Annotated in this window: 17 protein-coding genes, 3 tRNA genes and 1 pseudogene; 17 read left to right on the top strand and 4 right to left on the bottom strand. The window is 71.5% G+C overall.

Annotation, left to right across the window (positions count from 1 at the left end; all coding sequences use genetic code 11):
- Positions 1-4: 4 nt before the first annotated feature.
- Positions 5-1,015 (bottom strand): M48 family metallopeptidase, encoded by a 1,011-nt coding sequence (locus tag AWQ70_RS35445; protein WP_067186296.1) that lies wholly within the window; start codon positions 1,013-1,015, stop codon positions 5-7.
- Positions 1,016-1,112: 97 nt separating this feature from the next.
- Between AWQ70_RS35445 and nadD the strand changes: the two genes are divergently transcribed.
- The 11 genes from nadD to AWQ70_RS35390 all read left to right on the top strand — a co-directional run bounded on the left by nadD (position 1,113) and on the right by AWQ70_RS35390 (position 9,351).
- A complete protein-coding gene (nadD, locus tag AWQ70_RS35440) occupies positions 1,113-1,724 on the top strand; it encodes a nicotinate-nucleotide adenylyltransferase (RefSeq protein ID WP_084518166.1) in 612 nt (203 codons plus the stop codon).
- A gap of 206 nt (positions 1,725-1,930) precedes the next feature.
- The gene (gene rsfS / locus AWQ70_RS35435; RefSeq protein WP_067186291.1) at positions 1,931-2,335 is read left to right on the top strand and encodes a ribosome silencing factor; all 405 of its coding nucleotides are present in this window, start codon (positions 1,931-1,933) and stop codon (positions 2,333-2,335) included.
- Between the two features lie 34 nt (positions 2,336-2,369).
- On the top strand, positions 2,370-3,005 hold the full coding sequence (locus tag AWQ70_RS35430; protein ID WP_067186289.1) for a histidine phosphatase family protein: 636 nt from the start codon (positions 2,370-2,372) through the stop codon (positions 3,003-3,005).
- A 97-nt stretch (positions 3,006-3,102) separates the two neighbouring features.
- Positions 3,103-3,175: transfer RNA gene (locus AWQ70_RS35425), tRNA-Ala, on the top strand.
- 123 nt (positions 3,176-3,298) lie between these two features.
- Positions 3,299-3,655, top strand: coding sequence for a hypothetical protein (locus tag AWQ70_RS35420; RefSeq protein ID WP_067186287.1), 357 nt, complete (start codon positions 3,299-3,301; stop codon positions 3,653-3,655).
- Positions 3,652-4,032, top strand: coding sequence for a hypothetical protein (locus tag AWQ70_RS35415; RefSeq protein ID WP_067186285.1), 381 nt, complete (start codon positions 3,652-3,654; stop codon positions 4,030-4,032). The genes AWQ70_RS35420 and AWQ70_RS35415 overlap by 4 nt, the downstream gene beginning before the upstream one ends.
- A gap of 102 nt (positions 4,033-4,134) precedes the next feature.
- Entirely contained in the window at positions 4,135-4,761 is a 627-nt protein-coding gene (locus tag AWQ70_RS35410) for an SRPBCC family protein (RefSeq protein ID WP_067186283.1), read from the top strand.
- 130 nt (positions 4,762-4,891) lie between these two features.
- Positions 4,892-6,172, top strand: coding sequence for a CynX/NimT family MFS transporter (locus AWQ70_RS35405; protein WP_084518165.1), 1,281 nt, complete (start codon positions 4,892-4,894; stop codon positions 6,170-6,172).
- A 54-nt stretch (positions 6,173-6,226) separates the two neighbouring features.
- Complete coding sequence (locus AWQ70_RS35400) at positions 6,227-7,018, top strand: SAM-dependent methyltransferase (RefSeq protein ID WP_067186338.1); 792 nt, start codon at positions 6,227-6,229, stop codon at positions 7,016-7,018.
- A 147-nt stretch (positions 7,019-7,165) separates the two neighbouring features.
- Complete coding sequence (locus tag AWQ70_RS35395) at positions 7,166-7,939, top strand: dienelactone hydrolase family protein (protein ID WP_067186281.1); 774 nt, start codon at positions 7,166-7,168, stop codon at positions 7,937-7,939.
- Positions 7,940-8,358: 419 nt separating this feature from the next.
- Positions 8,359-9,351, top strand: a complete 993-nt coding sequence (locus tag AWQ70_RS35390; RefSeq protein ID WP_067186278.1) for a DMT family transporter — start codon at positions 8,359-8,361, stop codon at positions 9,349-9,351.
- A 148-nt stretch (positions 9,352-9,499) separates the two neighbouring features.
- On the opposite strand, the gene AWQ70_RS35385 is transcribed toward AWQ70_RS35390, so the two are convergent.
- The gene (locus tag AWQ70_RS35385) at positions 9,500-10,327 is read right to left on the bottom strand and encodes an SMP-30/gluconolactonase/LRE family protein (protein WP_067186276.1); all 828 of its coding nucleotides are present in this window, start codon (positions 10,325-10,327) and stop codon (positions 9,500-9,502) included.
- Positions 10,328-10,600: 273 nt separating this feature from the next.
- Between AWQ70_RS35385 and AWQ70_RS35380 the strand changes: the two genes are divergently transcribed.
- A tRNA-Ala gene (locus AWQ70_RS35380) sits at positions 10,601-10,673 on the top strand.
- 116 nt (positions 10,674-10,789) lie between these two features.
- Here the strand turns inward: AWQ70_RS35380 and AWQ70_RS35375 are convergent.
- Positions 10,790-11,590, bottom strand: a complete 801-nt coding sequence (locus AWQ70_RS35375; protein WP_067186274.1) for an endonuclease/exonuclease/phosphatase family protein — start codon at positions 11,588-11,590, stop codon at positions 10,790-10,792.
- Between the two features lie 256 nt (positions 11,591-11,846).
- Here AWQ70_RS35375 and AWQ70_RS35370 point away from each other — a divergent pair, with 256 nt between their 5' ends.
- The 5 genes from AWQ70_RS35370 (at position 11,847) to AWQ70_RS35350 (ending at position 15,940) form a co-directional block, all read left to right on the top strand.
- Complete coding sequence (locus AWQ70_RS35370) at positions 11,847-12,389, top strand: L,D-transpeptidase (RefSeq protein WP_067186271.1); 543 nt, start codon at positions 11,847-11,849, stop codon at positions 12,387-12,389.
- An 85-nt stretch (positions 12,390-12,474) separates the two neighbouring features.
- Positions 12,475-13,311, top strand: a complete 837-nt coding sequence (locus tag AWQ70_RS35365) for a polysaccharide deacetylase family protein (RefSeq protein ID WP_084518163.1) — start codon at positions 12,475-12,477, stop codon at positions 13,309-13,311.
- Between the two features lie 160 nt (positions 13,312-13,471).
- Positions 13,472-14,923, top strand: a complete 1,452-nt coding sequence (locus AWQ70_RS35360; protein WP_067186267.1) for a vWA domain-containing protein — start codon at positions 13,472-13,474, stop codon at positions 14,921-14,923.
- A gap of 77 nt (positions 14,924-15,000) precedes the next feature.
- Positions 15,001-15,073, top strand: a tRNA-Ala gene (locus AWQ70_RS35355).
- A 240-nt stretch (positions 15,074-15,313) separates the two neighbouring features.
- Positions 15,314-15,940, top strand: coding sequence for a DUF2087 domain-containing protein (locus tag AWQ70_RS35350; protein ID WP_067186265.1), 627 nt, complete (start codon positions 15,314-15,316; stop codon positions 15,938-15,940).
- Positions 15,941-15,958: 18 nt separating this feature from the next.
- On the opposite strand, the pseudogene AWQ70_RS40080 reads toward AWQ70_RS35350, so the two are convergent.
- Positions 15,959-16,500, bottom strand: a pseudogene (locus AWQ70_RS40080) (DUF6297 family protein); the annotation flags it as partial.

Below are 16,500 nucleotides of genomic sequence, written 5' to 3'. Positions count from 1 at the left end.
CGACCTAGTTGTCCCTGCGGGCGAACTTGTTGAAGATGCGCTCTCCCGCGTTGACCGCGCCCTCGGCGACGTCGCGCAGGACGCCGATGAACGGGTCCTGCGACTGGGCCCAGGACTCGCGGTAGGAGTTGGCGGCAGCCTTTACCTCTTCCGTGAGCTTGGCGTTGGCGTCGTCGGCGCGGCGGGGGTAGTCCCCGGCCAGGATGGTCTCGTACTCGCCGTCGCGCCGCCAGCGGTCGAGCTCGGCGACCCGGGTGACCGCGAACGGGTGGGTCGTGCCGAGGAGGTTGAGGACCTTGAGCAGGCCGTCGCGGACGTCGCCGCCGGTGTCGTACTCGCGGGCCTGGTCGAGGAACGCCTCGATGTTCATCTCGTGCAGGCGCGAGCCTCCGGCGAGCTTCATCAGGGCGCGCAGCGCCGCGTCGGGGTCCTGCCCGGCGAGCAGGCCGCCGCGGTCGGCCGACATCTCGGCCTTGCGCTGCCACTCCTCCAGGGCGGCCACGATGACCCGCAGGCCGATGTAGCCGAGCGGGATCCAGGCGACCCGGGTGGCGAGGCGGGTGAGGATCTCCAGCATCGTGCCGTAGACCGCGTGGCCCGACAGGATGTGGGAGGTCTCGTGCCCGATGACGAAGCGGAGCTCCTCCTCGTCCATCAGGTCGAGCAGGCCGGTGGAGACCACGATGAACGGCTCGTCGAAGCCGATGGCCATGGCGTACGCCTTGGGGTCCTGCTGCACGTAGATCTCGGGGATCCGGTGCAGGTCGAGGATGTACGCGCTGTCGCGGCCCATGTCGTGGAGGCCGCGGAACTGCGTGTCCGTTGTGCGCACCGCGGACGCCAGGAACATCAGGCGCAGGCGGCGCTCGCTGAACAGCCCGGACATACGTTTGAGCACCGAGTCGAACCCGCTGAGCGAGCGCATCGCGACGAGCGCTGAACGGTCTGCGGGGTGTTCGTAGGCGCGGGAGCTGATGCCGGGCAGCTGCACGCGATTGCGATCGGGAGTGGTCATGCCCCGAATGCTATGTCGGTGGGACTGGCCGCGCGCGGGCCTGTGTTTTGGAGGGGTACCTCCTGTCTCGCGTGACCTGCAGGCTAGGGTCCGTTTCATGAGAAATGGGGCGGCGACCAGACGGCTGGGCATCATGGGAGGGACGTTCGACCCGATCCACCATGGTCACCTGGTGGCCGCGAGCGAGGTGGCGCACCACTTCAAACTGGACGAAGTGGTGTTCGTGCCGACCGGGCAGCCGTGGCAGAAGGCGCACAAGACGGTCACCGCCGCCGAGGACCGCTATCTGATGACCGTCATCGCGACGGCGTCGAACCCCCGTTTCTCCGTGAGCCGGGTCGACATCGACCGTCCCGGGCCGACGTACACGATCGACACGCTGCGCGAGATCTCGGCGATCTACGGTCCGGAGGTGGAGCTCTACTTCATCACCGGGGCCGACGCGCTGGCGCAGATCCTGAGCTGGCGGGACGTGGACGAGCTGTTCACGATCGCCCATTTCGTCGGCTGCGACCGGCCGGGGCACGCGCTCCTCGACCCCGGCCTGCCCGAGGGACGGGTGAGCCTGATCGAGATCCCGGCGTTGTCGATCTCCTCGACCGAGTGCCGCGAGCGGGTCGCCGCGGGGGAGCCCATCTGGTACCTCGTCCCCGACGGCATCGTGCAGTACATCAACAAGCGGGGCCTGTACCGCGACCAGGCCGGCTGACCAGGCCGGCTGACCAGGCCGGCTGACCCGGGCGAGGCGGCGCGGAGGGGCGGAATCGCCAGGCAGGTGCCGTACGTTGATACGGCGGGGCCGCGTCCGGATAGTGTCGGGCGCGAAAACGGGATTGAATCGCCCGCCGTCCGGCGGGCACCCTTGGAAGAGCCGATCGAGACTCGTGCCCCGGCAATGGAGGACAGAACCGCATCGTGACCGCATCTGAGAGATCGCTGCAGCTCATCAGCGTGGCCGCCGAGGCCGCAGCGGAGAAGCTGGCCGACGACATCATCGCCTACGACGTGAGCGAGCAGCTCGTCATCACCGACGCGTTCCTGCTCTGCTCCGCCTCCAACGACCGTCAGGTCCGCGCGATCGTGGACGAGATCGAGGAACGGCTCCGCGTCGAGGCCGACGCCAAGCCGGTCCGCCGTGAGGGCGAACGGGAGGGGCGCTGGGTGCTCCTCGACTACATCGACATCGTCGTCCACGTCCAGCACGAGGAGGAGCGCACCTTCTACGCCCTTGAGCGGCTGTGGAAGGACTGCCCCTCGATCGAGCTTCCGGAGAGCGTCACCAGGGTTGCCGCGCAGCGGGCCGGCGGGGCGGCCCGGTGAGCGAACTGCTCGAGCCGGCCACGGGGACGTCCGCGTGAGCCGGCGGGTGGTCTGCCTGCGCCACGGACAGACGAGATGGAACGTCGAGCAGCGGTTCCAGGGACACAGCGACATCCCCCTGGACGCCACCGGGGTCGCCCAGGCGGCGCGGGCGGCGTCCCTGCTGGCCGCGCTCGGGCCCACCGCGATCGTCTCCTCGGACCTGCAGCGCGCGTACGACACGGGGGCGGCTCTGGCCCGGATCGCCGGCCTCGGCGTGCTCGTGGACAAGGACCTGCGGGAGCGCGGCGGCGGCGCGTGGGAGGGGCTGACCCGGGAGGAGATCAGGGCGGGCTGGCCGGTCGAGTACGAGGCCTGGGAGGCGCCCGGCGGCGAGGCCGTGGCCGACGTCGCGGAGCGCGTGTCGGAGGCCATCCGCCGGTGGGTCGCCCAGCTGCCGGATGACGGGCTGCTGGTCGTCGCCTCCCACGGGGCGGCGCTGCGGCTCGGCATCGCCCGGCTTCTCGGCCTGCCCGAGGAGCTGTGGTCCGCCCTCGGCGGCCTGTCCAACTGCTCGTGGTCGGTGCTGGAGGAGGGCCGCCGGGGGTGGCGGCTGCTCGAACACAACGCGGGAACGCTTCCCGAGCCCGTGAGCAGCGACGACAGGCCCGACACCATCGCCGGAGGCTGACCCGCGCGGCGGCCGCCAGGTGTCGATTAGGTAAACGGCGAATGGTCGCTATATGCTCCTCGGGCGCCGCGTCGAGAGAACTCGAACGCGGTGACCAGGGGCTATAGCGCAGCTGGTAGCGCACCTCCATGGCATGGAGGGGGTCTGGGGTTCGAGTCCCCATAGCTCCACCTCGATCACACACTCCGCACGGCGGGCCCCCGGGCCCCCCGTCCACAGCCGCCGGAGGCGGAATCGGAGGCGGCCACGGCCGGCGGTAGCCTACTGGCCATGCTCCCGAACCCCTGCGCCCGATGAGCGGCGCCTATTCCGGCTGGCTGATCGGCGCCGCCCTGTTGCTCGCCCTGATCAGCCTGATCACGGCGATCCGGAACCGGCCCATGGGCCTCGTCCTGCTGGCCGGGCTCGCCCTGATCGAGGTGGCCCTGCTCGTCCAGGCGGGTCTCGCCGTGGCGCGGCTGTCCGAGGTGAAGCAGGAGACGGCGACGTTCATCGGCTATCTCGCCGGGACCGTCGTGATCCCGCCGGCCGCCGTGTGGTGGGGCAAGGCGGAGCGCACCCGCTGGGGGCCCGGAGTGATCGCGGTCGCCGGGTTCACCGTCGCCGTCATGACCGGGCGGCTCCTCCAGCTCTGGAACGGCACGGCGTGAACGCTCCGGTGAGATCGGGACCGGGCCGGGTCCTCGTCGCCGTCTACGGCGTCTTCGCCCTCGCGGCCTCCGCCCGCGCCGCCGTGCAGATCGCGACGCGGTTCGACGAGGCGCCGCTGGCGTACCTGCTCTCGGCGCTGGCCGCCGTCGTGTACATCGTGCTCACTGTGGCGCTGGCCCGCGGCGAGCGGCGGCTCGCCCTCGGGGCGTGCCTCGTCGAGCTCGTGGGGGTGCTGGTCGTCGGCACGCTGAGTCTCGCCGACTCGGCGGCGTTCCCGCACGCCACGGTCTGGTCGGGGTACGGCGCCGGCTACCTGTTCGTGCCGCTCGTCCTGCCGGTGCTCGGGCTGTTCTGGCTGCGCCGCAACGCGTCCTGAGGGGCGCGGGTCTAGTGGTGATCCGTACCGGCGAATCCGACTAGACCGGGTCTGTGCGGGCAGAGCGATCCTCCGAAGTCACGAGGACAGGAGGAGACAGGCATGAGCTCGATCGAACACTCGGTCAACGTGAACGTGCCGGTGCGCACCGCCTACAACCAGTGGACCCAGTTCGAGAGCTTCCCCGAGTTCATGGAGGGCGTGGACTCCGTCAAGCAGGTCACCGACACCCGGACGTACTGGGCGGTCGAGATCGGCGGGGTGCGGCGCGACTTCGACGCGGAGATCACCGAGCAGCACCCGGACGAGCGGGTGGCCTGGCGCTCGCTGGACCGGCCGCACCAGTCGGGGGTGGTGACGTTCCACCGCCTCGACGACGCGCACTGCCGCGTCACGCTCCAGTTGGAGTACGACCCGGAGGGGCTGGCCGAGACGGCCGCCGACCTGCTGCAGATCGTACGCAGGCGGGTCAAGGGCGACCTGGAGCGCTTCAAGACGTACATCGAGTCGCGCGGCACCGAGACCGGCGGCTGGCGCGGTGACATCCCCGCTCCCCATCAGGAGGGCCGTTCCGGCGGCTCCGGTTCCGGGACCGGATACGACATCGGCGAGCCGATGCCGCCTCAGCCGGTGAATCCGGAATATCCGCCGAAGTCGCCGCTTCCCGCGCCCGGGCCGGGCCCGGTCCCCCCGGAGGGCGGCCCCGGGACGACGCTGCCGCGCGCCTGAGCCCCGGCGCTCCGGCCACCGGAGGGACCGGTGTTACGAGAGCGTTTGCGGTTCGTGTCGTGATTGAGCTCTCTGCTACAGTTGTCGAGTCATAGGATGATTCGACAGCGAAAAGAGGGTTTGCACCGGCATGACCGCCGTCGTCGCACGCAGGGGCCGAACGGGTTCGGTCGCCTGGCTCGTCGCGCTCGGTATCGTTCTCGCGGCGCTCAATCTCCGTACCGCCGTGACCAGTGTGGGTCCCGTGCTCGACCAGGTCAGCGCGGCCCTCGGCATGTCGGGTGTGGCGAGCGGACTGCTCACCACGCTGCCGGTGCTCTGTTTCGCCCTCTTCGGAGCGATGACTCCCGCGCTGTCCCACCGCGTGGGCGAGCACCGGCTGCTGCTGGCCGCGCTCGTCCTGCTCGGGGCGGGGTTGTGGATCCGCTCCGTCGTCGGCAGTTCGGGCGTGTTCCTCGTGGCCAGCGCCGTGGCGCTGTCCGGCGGCGCGATCGGCAACGTGCTGATCCCGACGCTGATCAAGCGCCACTTCCCCGCGCGGGCCGGCGTGATGACCACTGTCTACTCGACGGCCCTGGCCGTCGGGACCATGCTCGCCGCCGCCGCGACCGTGCCCATCCAGCGGGCGGCGGGCGGCAACTGGCACGTGGCACTCGGTGTGTGGGCGGCCCTGGCCGCCGTGTCCGCCATTCCGTGGCTTGCGCTCCTGCGCAGTGAGCCGGAGCGGCACCGAGTCCGCGGGGCGGGGCCGGGCGAGCTGGTACGCAGCAGGCTGGCCTGGGCGATCGCCGCGTACTTCGGCACCCAGTCCCTCATCGCGTACGTCATGTTCGGCTGGCTTCCCCAGCTCCTGCAGGACAACGGCTACACGTCGGGGGAGGCGGGGACGGTCCTCGCGGTGTTCACCGGCCTGGGCATCCCGATCTCGATGCTCGTCCCGGCCGTCGCCGCCAGGATGGCCGACCAGCGGGCGCTGGTCGTCGCCTTCTGCGGCGCGTACGTGATCGGGTTCGCCGGGCTGCTGACCGGGCGGGGGCTGTGGGTGTGGTCGATGCTCGTGGGCGTGGGCATGGGGTCGTTCCCGCTCGCGCTGGCGATGCTCGCGCTGCGCACCCGTACGGCCGAGGCCACGGCCGCGCTGTCCGCGTTCGGGCAGAGCGCCGGCTACCTGATCGCCGGCGCGGGTCCGCTCGCGGTGGGCGTGCTGTACGAGCTCAGCGGCGGCTGGACGGTCCCGTTCGTGCTGCTGTTCGCCGTGGTCGCCGCCCAGGTGGTGTCCGGCTGGTACGCGGGGGCGCCGAAGTTCATCGAGGACGAGCGGCGGCCGGCGGCGGGGTCCGACGGCGAGGGGGAGCGGGCACCCCGTACGGTTTGCGTCTCCGCGGGGGCGTCGCAAGTCGCACGGAATTAGGGGATTTCGCCCAGCGGACCCCTTACGATCTTCCTCAAAACCTGAGGAGTGATCGTGTCTGACCCCATCGCGCCGACCGGTGTGAACCCGAACGTCCCGAACGCCGCCCGAATGTACGACTACTACCTGGGCGGCAAGGACAACTTCGCCGTGGACAGGGAGATGGGCGATCTCGTGCTGGGGATCTTCCCCCAGATGAGGGAGATCGCCCTGCAGAGCCGCGAGGCCATCCGGGAGATCGTCGAGCACCTCGCGGCGCAGGGGGTCAGGCAGTTCCTCGACCTCGGATCCGGGATGCCGACCCGGGAGAACGTCCACGAGATCGCGATGCGGGTCGCTCCCGACTCGCGTGTCGTGTACGTGGACCATGACGAGGTGGTCTGCGCTCACGGCCGCGCGCTGCTGGCCGAGCCGGAGCGGGTGGCCATGGTGCACGCGGACGTCCGCGACCCGCGCGCCGTGCTGGACCGCCCCGAGGTGCGGGGACTGATCGACTTCGACCGTCCGGTCGGCGTGCTGATGATGTTCCTGCTGCACCTGATCCCCGACGAGGACAAGCCGCACGACTTCGTCGCCGAGTATCGCGACGCGCTCGCGCCGGGCAGCTATCTGGCGGTCGCGCACGCGGGCAGCGACGCCCGGCCGGAGACGATGGCCCGGATCAGCAAGCTGTACGAGCAGGCGAACTCGCCGTTCCGGCCGCGCTCCCGCGACGAGGTCGCCGCGTTCTTCGGCGACTTCGAGCTGATCGCGCCGTGGGACCTCAACATCCCCGAGGACCTGCCGATGTTCATGGACGAGGACCTGGCCAAGACCGGCTATTGCGGCCTGGGACGCAAGCGCTGAGCCCGGCTCGGCGGGACCGAATCAGAGAGAAATGCAATATTAATCGGGCGGTGGCCGGTAATTTATTTTCCTTTGATATGATGAGAAAATAGGTTATGTGCGGTTATTAGCATTGCGGGTGTAATCCGATCTGAGAGGAATCCGCCCGTGTGCTACGACGCCGACGCGCTGCCGCCCGTGTACGGGGCTCCCGTCACCACCGCCGCGTCCGCCCGCCTGATCCTGAACTCCGCCGACGGCGCCGGTTTCGCCGCCTGCCACTCCCGTCCCGGACGGGCGTCCGGCGTGGGGGTGCTGGTGCTGCCCGACAACCGGGGGCTGTCCGGCTTCTACGAGCGGTTGACCGTACGGCTCGCGGAGCAGGGGCACCACGCGCTCGCGATCGACTACTTCGGCCGGACCGCGGGCACCGAGCCGAGAGATCCCGCCGCGTTCCCCTTCATGGAGCACCTGGGCGGACTCACCAGGGAGGGCCTCTACGCCGACATCGCCGCCGGGGCCGACCGGTTGCGGGCGGAGGGGTGCGCCGCGGTGGTGTCGCTCGGTTTCTGCTTCGGCGGCCGGATGGCCTTCACCTCGGCGCTGCCCCGCTTCGGCCTGGCCGGGGCGATCGGCCTGTACGGATATCCCGACGTGCTCTTCGGCGCGGACGGGCCCACCCAGCTCGCGCCCGAGCTGACCGCGCCGATCCTCGGCATGTTCGGCGGAGGGGACGAGGGCATCCCCGCCGGCACGGTCGCCGCGTTCGACGCCGCGCTCACCGAGGCGGGGGTCGAGCACGAGATCGTCACCTATCCCGGCGCGCCGCACGGGTTCTTCGAGCTGGGGATGGAGGAGTTCGCCGGCGCCTGCGCGGACGCCTGGTCGCGCACGTTGGCGTTCCTGGCCGAGCGCGGCCGGACCACGCCTGACGCGGAGTGAACGAGGTGGCCGCCCGAGGCGACCTGACCTCGCCTCGGGCGACCACGAAGCAAGAGTACGGCCTGACACCACTCTTCGGAAATTCCCTTCGGCGGTCTGTTGTCCAGAATATTGATTCGTTTCTGAAATGAGGAGTTCCAGGCGGATCGGCGTACGCGCCGGTGGCGCGGGAACGTCCTTGATCATCGGATGGAAAACCGCTTTGTCGCGTTCGTCGTGACGCCGGTGACCGCACGCCCCCGGGAAAGCCGATGCCGCGACGCGCCGCGCCGCGATAGCGTGCCCCCGTGCGATTGATCGTCTCCCCGCCGCCCGCCCGATAGCGGGCGGACCCTCTCGTGAGCCGGACCCGGGTGGTCCGGCCGGTGGTGGCTGCCCGCTTCCCGGGCCTTTTCCACCACTCACCATGAGAGACATCAATGACGCACGTTCCTTCCCTGCCCGTGCGGCGGGGCCTGATCTTCGTGTCCGCCGCCGGGGTCGCCTGGGGAACCGGGGGAGCGGTCGGCGACTTCCTGCGGAGGGCGGGCGACCTCGGCCCGGTGGCCGTCACCTTCTGGCGGTTCGTCATCGGGGCCGCCCTCCTGCTCGCCGTGACGTACCTCGGCCGTACGACCGGCTCCCGGCGGGTGGTCCGGCCGCGATCGTGGCGGAAGGTCCTGGCGCTCGGGATCGCCACGGCCGTCTCGCAGGTCGCGTACTTCGCCGCCATCGCCGAGAGCGGCGTCGCCCTCGCCACGATGGTCGCGATGGGGGCGAACCCCCTGTTCGTCGCGGCCGGCGCCCGGCTCGTCCTCGGTGAACATGCGGGCCGCGCGGCGAACGCGGGCATCGGCGCGGCGGTCGCGGGCCTGGCCCTCCTCACCGGAGGCCCGCTGCTCACCGGGGGCTCCGCGCTCACGCACGGCGAGTTCTCCCCGGTGGGCACGGGCTACGCCGTCCTTTCGGGAGCGGCCTACGCCGCCGTGACGCTGCTGAGCGGCGCCGGGCGCTCCTCCGGCGAGGGGGCTCCCCAGGGGGCTCCCGGGGAGACGATGGGCTGGTCCTTCGTGGCCGGCGCCGTCTGCCTGCTGCCCTTCGCGGCGGTCGACGGCGTCCTTCCCTCGGGAGCCGACCCCGGCGCGGCGGCGCTGGGGCTGCTCTATCTGGGGGCCGTCCCGACCGCGCTCGCGTACGGGTTGTTCTTCGCCGGCCTGGGGGTGGTGAGCGGCACCACCGCGGCGGTCGTCGTCCTGCTCGAGCCGCTGGTCGCCGCGCTCATCGGAGTCGTGTCGCTGGGCGAGCGCCTCACCGCGCTCCAGCTCACCGGCGCCGCGCTGCTGATGGCCGCCGTCTATCGGCTCGGGCGGGCCGAGCTGGCCGATCGCCGGACGGGGGAGGGCGACGCCGCGGGGGAGTACGAGCACCCCTGATCCCGCAGGTTCCGTTCCGTCGGACGGGGGAGAGCGACGCCGCGGGGGAGCGCGAGCACCCCTGATCCCGCGGGCTCCGTTTCCCGGGGCGTTCTCCCATGGTGCGGGTTCCCTGTGCGGGGCGGGTTCTCCCCGTCCGGGGCGCGGGCTATCCGGCGAAGAGGCGCTCGGGGAGACCCACGCCCGCGCCGGGAAGCACGAACAGCGACCCGGCGAGCGGCTGCCCCTCCTTCGACTCGGAGGTGATGTAGAGATCGGTCAGGCCGCGGCCCCCGAAGGCGCACGCGGTCGGCCGGTCCACCGGCACGTCCACCGCGCGGTCCAGCCGTCCGTCCGGGGCGTACCTGCGCACCTGGCCGCCGCCCCAGACGGCGACCCACACGCAGCCGTCCCCGTCGACGGTGAGCCCGTCCGGAGAGCCGCCGTCGATCGCGGCGAACTCGCGCCGGCCCGACAGTTCGCCGCTCGGCGCGTAGTCGAAGACGTCCACCCGCCCGGTGGGTGTGTCGGCGTAGTACATCAGCGTGCCGTCCGGGCTCCACCCGATGCCGTTGCTGATCGTCACGCTCTCCAGGACCGTGACGACCGCGCCGTCGGGATCCACGCGGTAGAGCCGACCGCCGCCCCGCGCCTGGTCGTACCGCATGGTGCCCGCCCAGAGACGCCCCTGCGGATCGACCGCCGCGTCGTTCCCGCGCACACCGTCGCGCGCCAGATCGGCGAGCCAGCGGAACCCGCCGTCCGGGTCGAGCAGCCCCACCCCGTCGACCAGGTTGAGCACCAGCCCGCCGTTCGCTCGGGGCCTGGCCGCGCCGACGTGTTGCGGCGCGTGCCGTACGGTGTCGGACCCGGTCGACGGGGAGAAGCGGTGGATCTCCGCGGCGGGGATGTCCACCCAGAGCAGCTCGCCCGTCTCCGCAAGCCAGGTGGGGCTCTCGGCGACCTCGGCCCGGGTTCTCAACGCGATCTCGACCACGGCTCCCGACCCTAGCCGAATGATCCTTGCCGGGTTCCCGGTCACGCGCACGAGGTACGCCGCGGTGTCGTCGATGTGCTCGGCGTCCGCCTCGGACCGGCACCCGTCCTCGGCATCGGCCGCGCCGGCATGTCACCCAGGTCGGCAGGTCACGATGGCCGGCGAACTGTTCGCCGCTCATGAAGCCCGGACGTATCAGGGGCCCGGATGTGGCATCGCCGCGTTCGGTTACCGCCCGGAGGGCCGATTCCTATACACTGACTTGCGTCGCAAGGGGCTATAGCGCAGCTGGTAGCGCACCTCCATGGCATGGAGGGGGTCTGGGGTTCGAGTCCCCATAGCTCCACCGAGAGCCGTTCTCGAGACGGCTGGATCGAAGTCGACGGGATCCCGTCCGATCATCTGATCGGACGGGATTTCGTCTTTCCGGGGAGCGCCCGGCCGCTGGACGGGCGCTTCCGGCTAGTGAAGGTCGAGCATCAGGGCACGGTGGTCGGACACTTCGGGTTCGGCGACGATCTCGAATCGCCGGACGGCGGCGGGCTCGGATATCAGCAGATAACTCGCATGCCGTAGCGGCTTGGGATAGCGGGAGGTCCTGGTGTCGGCGTCCCGGACCAGATCGACCAGCCCGAGCCCCGCGAGGACCTGGTGCGTCTCGCTGTCGGGCAGCAGGTTGAAGTCGCCGCACACCACCGTCAGGTCGCCGTCCTCGCGCGCGACCGTGATGAGGTCCGCGAGCCGTTTGGCCTGCGCCCGCCGATCGGGAGTGTCGCCCTTCCCGCGCGGGTCCCGCAGGCCGTGCACCTGGACGACGGTGACGAACCGCTGCGACGGGCGGTCGAAGACCCGCACGGCCTGAGCGGCGCGGGGGCGACCGTCGGTCGGCCATTGATCCTGGTGTTCGACGTAGTCGCCGTGCACGAACGCCGATCGTGTGCCGACGACGGGAAGCGTCTCGGCGACGAAGGCCGCCAGTCCGAAATCCTGCTGGTGCGAACGTCCCTCGTGGTCGCGGACCGGCCCGGCGTCGCTGGCGGTGAAGAGCGCGTGGTGGCGGGGGAGCAGCGAGCGGACGTCGGCCAGCAGGTTCGCTCGCTGCGGCAACGACCGGTCGGCGTCGTCGAAGCGGGTCCAACCGCCGGCCGCCGCGGTGTGGGTCACCTCCTGGAGGCACAGGATGTCGGCGCCGCACGTGCCGAGCCAGCGGGCGAGTTCTTCGAACATCGCACCGCCCCAAGCGTTGAGACTGATGATTCGCACGGGATACGAACCTAGTGCCCCTCCCGTAAGTCTTCGCCGCGAGGGCCGTCGCAGGGCCGGCCTCACGGCGTCGTCGCCCCACCCATGAGGACTCCCCGCACGCTCGGGGTTTCACCTGGGGGCCGATCTTCGCCCACCGGTTCGTTGCACGAAGGCGGGTTCCTCGCCCAGATTTGCCGCATCTATCCCGACTTGCTCCCGATGAGGGAGTGATGTCGGAATATTCTGGTTGTGGAGAGAGCGACGGTGATCAGAAGTGGTCCGCCAGCGCCGAAATTCACCCACACGAGCTCGTGACGCCGCCCGGTTCGCGCTGGCCGGCGCACTGACGGCCGCCCTGACGCTGGGCCTCGCTCCGGCCCGGGCGGCCTCCGTCGGCCAGGTCACGACGCTCGACGCGGCGACGCACCAGATGACCGTCACGGAGAACGGCCGGACGGTGATGACCTTCACCGCGGGCTTCGGAAAGCCCGGCTTCCGTACCCCGAACGGAACATTCCACGTGATCGGCAAGGACGCGGACATCAGGATGACTTCGTGCAGCGCGAGCATCACCTGCGACCCGCGTAATCCCAACTACTACGACCGCGAGGTCCACTGGGCGGTGCGCCTGACCGGCTCAGGCCTGTTCATCCACGCGGCGCCCTGGGACGACGCCATCGGCCAGGTCGACAGCTCCCACGGCTGCGTCCACCTGAGCACGGAGGACGCCCACCGCTTCTACGATTCCAGCCGGATCGGCGACACGGTGATCATCAACAACACGGGCGGTCCCGTCGGCGGCCCGACCGGCCCGTGACACCGAGGGGACGGGGTGCCGGGCTCGCCGTCGCCCCAGGCGTTTCGTGGCGGCGCCGCCCTCGCCTGGCCGTACGATGCCGATCATGCTGAGGCGGCCGGCTCTCCTGATGTCAGTGCTCCTGGTCTCCGGATGCGCCGCCCACGTGCCGTCCGGAGGGGACACCATGGCGCCGCGTCCGATGGCCGCGGGCGCGGGCCGGGAGACCGCGCGGCCGGCGGAACCGTCTCCGCGCCCGTCCCCCGCGGCCTCGTCGCTCGACCCGGTACGCCACGGGCCGCGGAAGACCGCCATGGTCGCACTGACCTTCGACGCCGACATGACGTCCTACATGGAAGGGCAGCTCGACCGGGGAGAGGTGGACTCCTACGCGAACCCGCGCCTGATCGCGGAGTTGCGGCGGCTCAAGGTGCCCGCGACGTTCTTCATGACGGGCCTGTGGATCGAGCGCTATCCGCGCGTGGCGGCCGGCCTCGCCGCCGACCCCCTGTTCGAGGTCGCCGACCATTCGTACGACCACAAGGCGTTCACCACTCCCTGCTACGGCCTGGGCCGTACCGACGACATGCGGCGGAGCCTGCGCAGGACCGAGGCTCTGCTCGACCGGCTCGACCCCCGGCATCCGCGGTTCTTCCGCTTTCCGGGAGGCTGCTTCGACAGGGCGGCGCTCAAGGCGGTCGCGGCCGAGGGCCTGACCCCCGTCCAGTGGGACGTGATCAGCGGGGACGCGTTCGCGACCTCCGCGGACGCGATCGTCCGGCAGACCCTCGCGGGGGTGCGCGGCGGCTCCGTCGTGGCGCTGCATCTGGGCGGCGGGAAACCCTCGGGGCTGACCGACGACGCGCTCCCGGCGATCGTGCGCGGGCTCGGGGAGCGGAAACTTCGCCCGGTCACGCTCTCCACGCTGCTCGGCCGCCGGTAGGCCGTCGCGCCGCCTCCCGCCCGAGCGGCGACGGACCATGACATCGCCTCTGACCTGATGTCACGCGATGAGCACGTTTTGCCGTCGCTTCCGTGACGGGCCCGGCTTCGCCGTACGGGATGGCGTCGTAAGGGCGAAAGGAAGCCGACGGAGGTGCCGGATGAAGCCACGTTTATCGGTCCTTGCGGGGATAGCCCTGCTCTCAGTCGTCCTCGCCGCCTGCGGAGGCGGGGGAACGCCGTCGTCGGCCGGACGCGCCGCGCCCGGCGACCAGGCCGCGCCCGCCGCGAGGCCGGAGCGCGACGCCACCGCCGAGCAGATCTCCACGTTCGCCCTCGACGTCGACACGGCGTCGTACGGCTACGCCCGCCGGACCATACGGGAGGGCAGGCTGCCCGAGCCGACCCAGGTCAGGATCGAGGAGTTCGTCAACTCCTTCGGGCAGGACTACGCCGAGCCGGACGACAACGGCTTCGCCGTCCACATGGACGGGGCGCGCACGGACGGGGCGGTGCTGCTCCGGGTGGGGCTGCGCACGCGCGGCGTCGGCGCGGAGCAGCGCAGGCCGGCCAATCTGACGTTCGTGGTGGACGTCTCCGGGTCCATGGCCGAGACCGGCAGGCTCGACCTCGTGCGCGACGCCCTGCACACGCTCGTCGACCAGCTCATGCCCGGAGACCAGGTGTCGATCGTGTCGTTCAGCGACACCGCGCGGCTGATCAGCCCCATGGCCCCCGTGGAGGAGCGGGCGCGGCTCCACGGCGCGATCGACGAGCTGCGCACCGAGGGCTCGACCAACCTGGAGGACGGTCTCGTCACCGGTTATCAGGAGGCGTCCCGGGCGTTCCGGTCCGTCGCCGTCAACCGGGTGATCCTGCTCTCCGACGGGCTCGCCAACACCGGCGAGACCCAGTGGCGCGCCATCCTCGACCGGGTCGGCGACTACGCGGCCAAGCAGGTCACGCTGCTCTGCGTCGGTGTGGGCCGCGAGTACGGCGACGAGCTGATGGAGCAGCTCGCCGACAACGGCGACGGCGCCGCCGTCTACGTCAGCGGCCAGGAGGAGGCGCGGAAGGTCTTCGTGGAGCGGCTCCCGGCCAACCTCGACCTCCGCGCCCGCGACGCCAAGGCGCAGGTCGTCTTCAACCCGGCCACCGTCGAGTCGTACAGCCTGCTGGGGTACGAGAACCGGGAGCTGACGCCAGAGGAGTTCCGCGACGACTCGCGCGACGGCGGAGAGGTCGGGCCGGGGCACTCCGTGACCGCGCTCTACTGGGTACGGCTCCGGGCCGGGGCGTCCGGGCAGCTCGCGACGGCGACGGTGCGCTGGCTCGACCCCGACAGCCGCAGGCCCGCCGAGGTCAGCCGCAGCGTGGAGACCGGGGACGTGCGCGGCGACCTGTGGACGAAGGCGCCGCTCCGGCTCCAGGTCGACGCGGCGGCCGCGGCCTTCGCGGAGTATCTGCGGTCTCCGTGGACGGAACGCGGTGAGCGGTTCGGCCTGGGCGTCACCGACCTGGCGGCGCACGCGGCCCGCCTCGCCGAGGCCACCGAGGACCCCGACGTGGCCGAACTGGCCGATCTGATCCGCCGCGTACGTTCTCTCGGCTGATCGGTTACTGCCTGGGGCGAGATGTCCTATACACTGGCGTGGCGCCGCGAGGGGGAAACCGTCGCGGACGTCACCAAGGGGCTATAGCGCAGCTGGTAGCGCACCTCCATGGCATGGAGGGGGTCTGGGGTTCGAGTCCCCATAGCTCCACCGAAAGGAAACGCCCCGTTCCGGTGAGGAACGGGGCTTTCGCTTCTCCGGCGTCCTCCCCGCCCGCGTCGCCGGGCGCCCGTTAATTCGTTTGCCGCCCGCCCGGCGCCCTCCTAGCGTGAGGATCGGGAACCGGATCACGCCCGTGCCGGCCGTCGTGCCTTGTCCGATGAGGTGCCTTCGTACGGGGGATCGGCTCCGGCCGGAGCCGTACGGACAGGGAGAACGAAGGGAGATCCCGTGCACGCGGAACGGAAAGGCGATGAGGCGCCCCTCGACCCGGCGATGACCCCCAAGACTCTGGTGGGGCTGCTGGCCCAGCCGAGCCGGATGCGCGTCCTCGCGGCGATCGCGCTCGGAGCGGCCACTCCCGCCGCGGTGGCCGAGGCCGCCGGGGTGCCGGCGAAGGAAGCGGCGCGAGCCGTCCGGCGGTTCCAGGAGCACGGACTGGTCGTTGCGGGCGGGCAGGGGCTCGACGTGGACTACGCGCTGCTCAGGGACCTCTCGCGCCGGACGGCGGCGGAGAGCGCGGCACCCGGCGGCGAGGGCGGGGAGTCCGGTCTGTGGCCCTTCGTGCAGGGCGACCGGCTGATCAAGCTTCCGGCGCGGCAGAGCCGCCGCCGCGCGGTCCTCGAACACGTGGTGGCCCGCTCGTTCGATCCGGAGGCGGAGTACGACGAGCGGGCCGTCAACGAGAGGCTCCGCGCCTGGTGCGAGGGCGGCGAGGCGGACCACGCCGCCGTCCGCCGGTACCTCGTCGACATGGGCATCCTCGCCCGGGGCAACGGGGTCTACCGGATCAAGGGGGAGACGCCCCCCGAACCGGGCATCGCCGAACGTCACGTCAGGTCGATGGGTCTCGAATAGAGGCCCCGGCCCCGGGCCTCACCTCCGGCGGCCGCGCCGGAGGAAGTCGCCGACGATCAGGACGGTCGCGACCGCCTGGGCCGTCAGGAATCCCGCCGTCTCCGCGGGCTGGAGCAGCAGGGCGGCGAGCGCGGGGGCGCAGCCGAGCACGGCCACGTCGATCCCGGTGACTCCCCAGAAGAGCGGGCCCAGCGGGACCGGACCACCGGGGGTGTCGAGCACCGGCAGCGAGTGGTCGATCGGGCCGCGCCCCGCCATCCGCAGTGCGGCGACGGCGATCGGCGGGGCGCACAACGGGGCGAAGGCCCACCACGACGCGCCCCCCGCGACCGGGACGGCGCCCGGCGCCGCGAGGACGAGCGCGCCGAGGGCGACGGACAGCCAGGCGACGGCCAGCAGCGCTGGCGGGATCGCCCGCGCGGCCCGCGTCGCCTCCCGCGCGGCACCGATCATCCTGCCGAGACCCGCGTCCACCGTGTCGGACCGGACGCCCGCGGTGGCGGAGGCGGCGGCGGTGAGAGCGCCGGCGAGCAGCGCGGCGGCGACCGGCGGTGTGAGCC

Origin of the sequence: Microtetraspora niveoalba, from assembly GCF_001570405.1 — a bacterium.
GTDB lineage: Bacteria > Actinomycetota > Actinomycetes > Streptosporangiales > Streptosporangiaceae > Microtetraspora > Microtetraspora niveoalba.
This window is presented reverse-complemented; position numbering and strand designations above follow the sequence as displayed.

What these genes read in the sequence shown, in the direction of transcription:
- AWQ70_RS35445 (WP_067186296.1), bottom strand. Translation starts at nt 1,015, where the DNA reads ATGACCACTCCCGATCGCAATCGCGTGCAGCTGCCCGGCATCAGCTCC.
- AWQ70_RS35410 (WP_067186283.1), top strand. Translation starts at nt 4,135, where the DNA reads ATGAGCTCGATCGAACACTCGGTCAACGTGAACGTGCCGGTGCGCACC.
- AWQ70_RS35390 (WP_067186278.1), top strand. Translation starts at nt 8,359, where the DNA reads ATGACGCACGTTCCTTCCCTGCCCGTGCGGCGGGGCCTGATCTTCGTG.
- AWQ70_RS35420 (WP_067186287.1), top strand. Translation starts at nt 3,299, where the DNA reads ATGAGCGGCGCCTATTCCGGCTGGCTGATCGGCGCCGCCCTGTTGCTC.
- nadD (WP_084518166.1), top strand. Translation starts at nt 1,113, where the DNA reads ATGAGAAATGGGGCGGCGACCAGACGGCTGGGCATCATGGGAGGGACG.
- AWQ70_RS35360 (WP_067186267.1), top strand. Translation starts at nt 13,472, where the DNA reads ATGAAGCCACGTTTATCGGTCCTTGCGGGGATAGCCCTGCTCTCAGTC.
- AWQ70_RS35365 (WP_084518163.1), top strand. Translation starts at nt 12,475, where the DNA reads ATGCTGAGGCGGCCGGCTCTCCTGATGTCAGTGCTCCTGGTCTCCGGA.
- AWQ70_RS35405 (WP_084518165.1), top strand. Translation starts at nt 4,892, where the DNA reads ATGACCGCCGTCGTCGCACGCAGGGGCCGAACGGGTTCGGTCGCCTGG.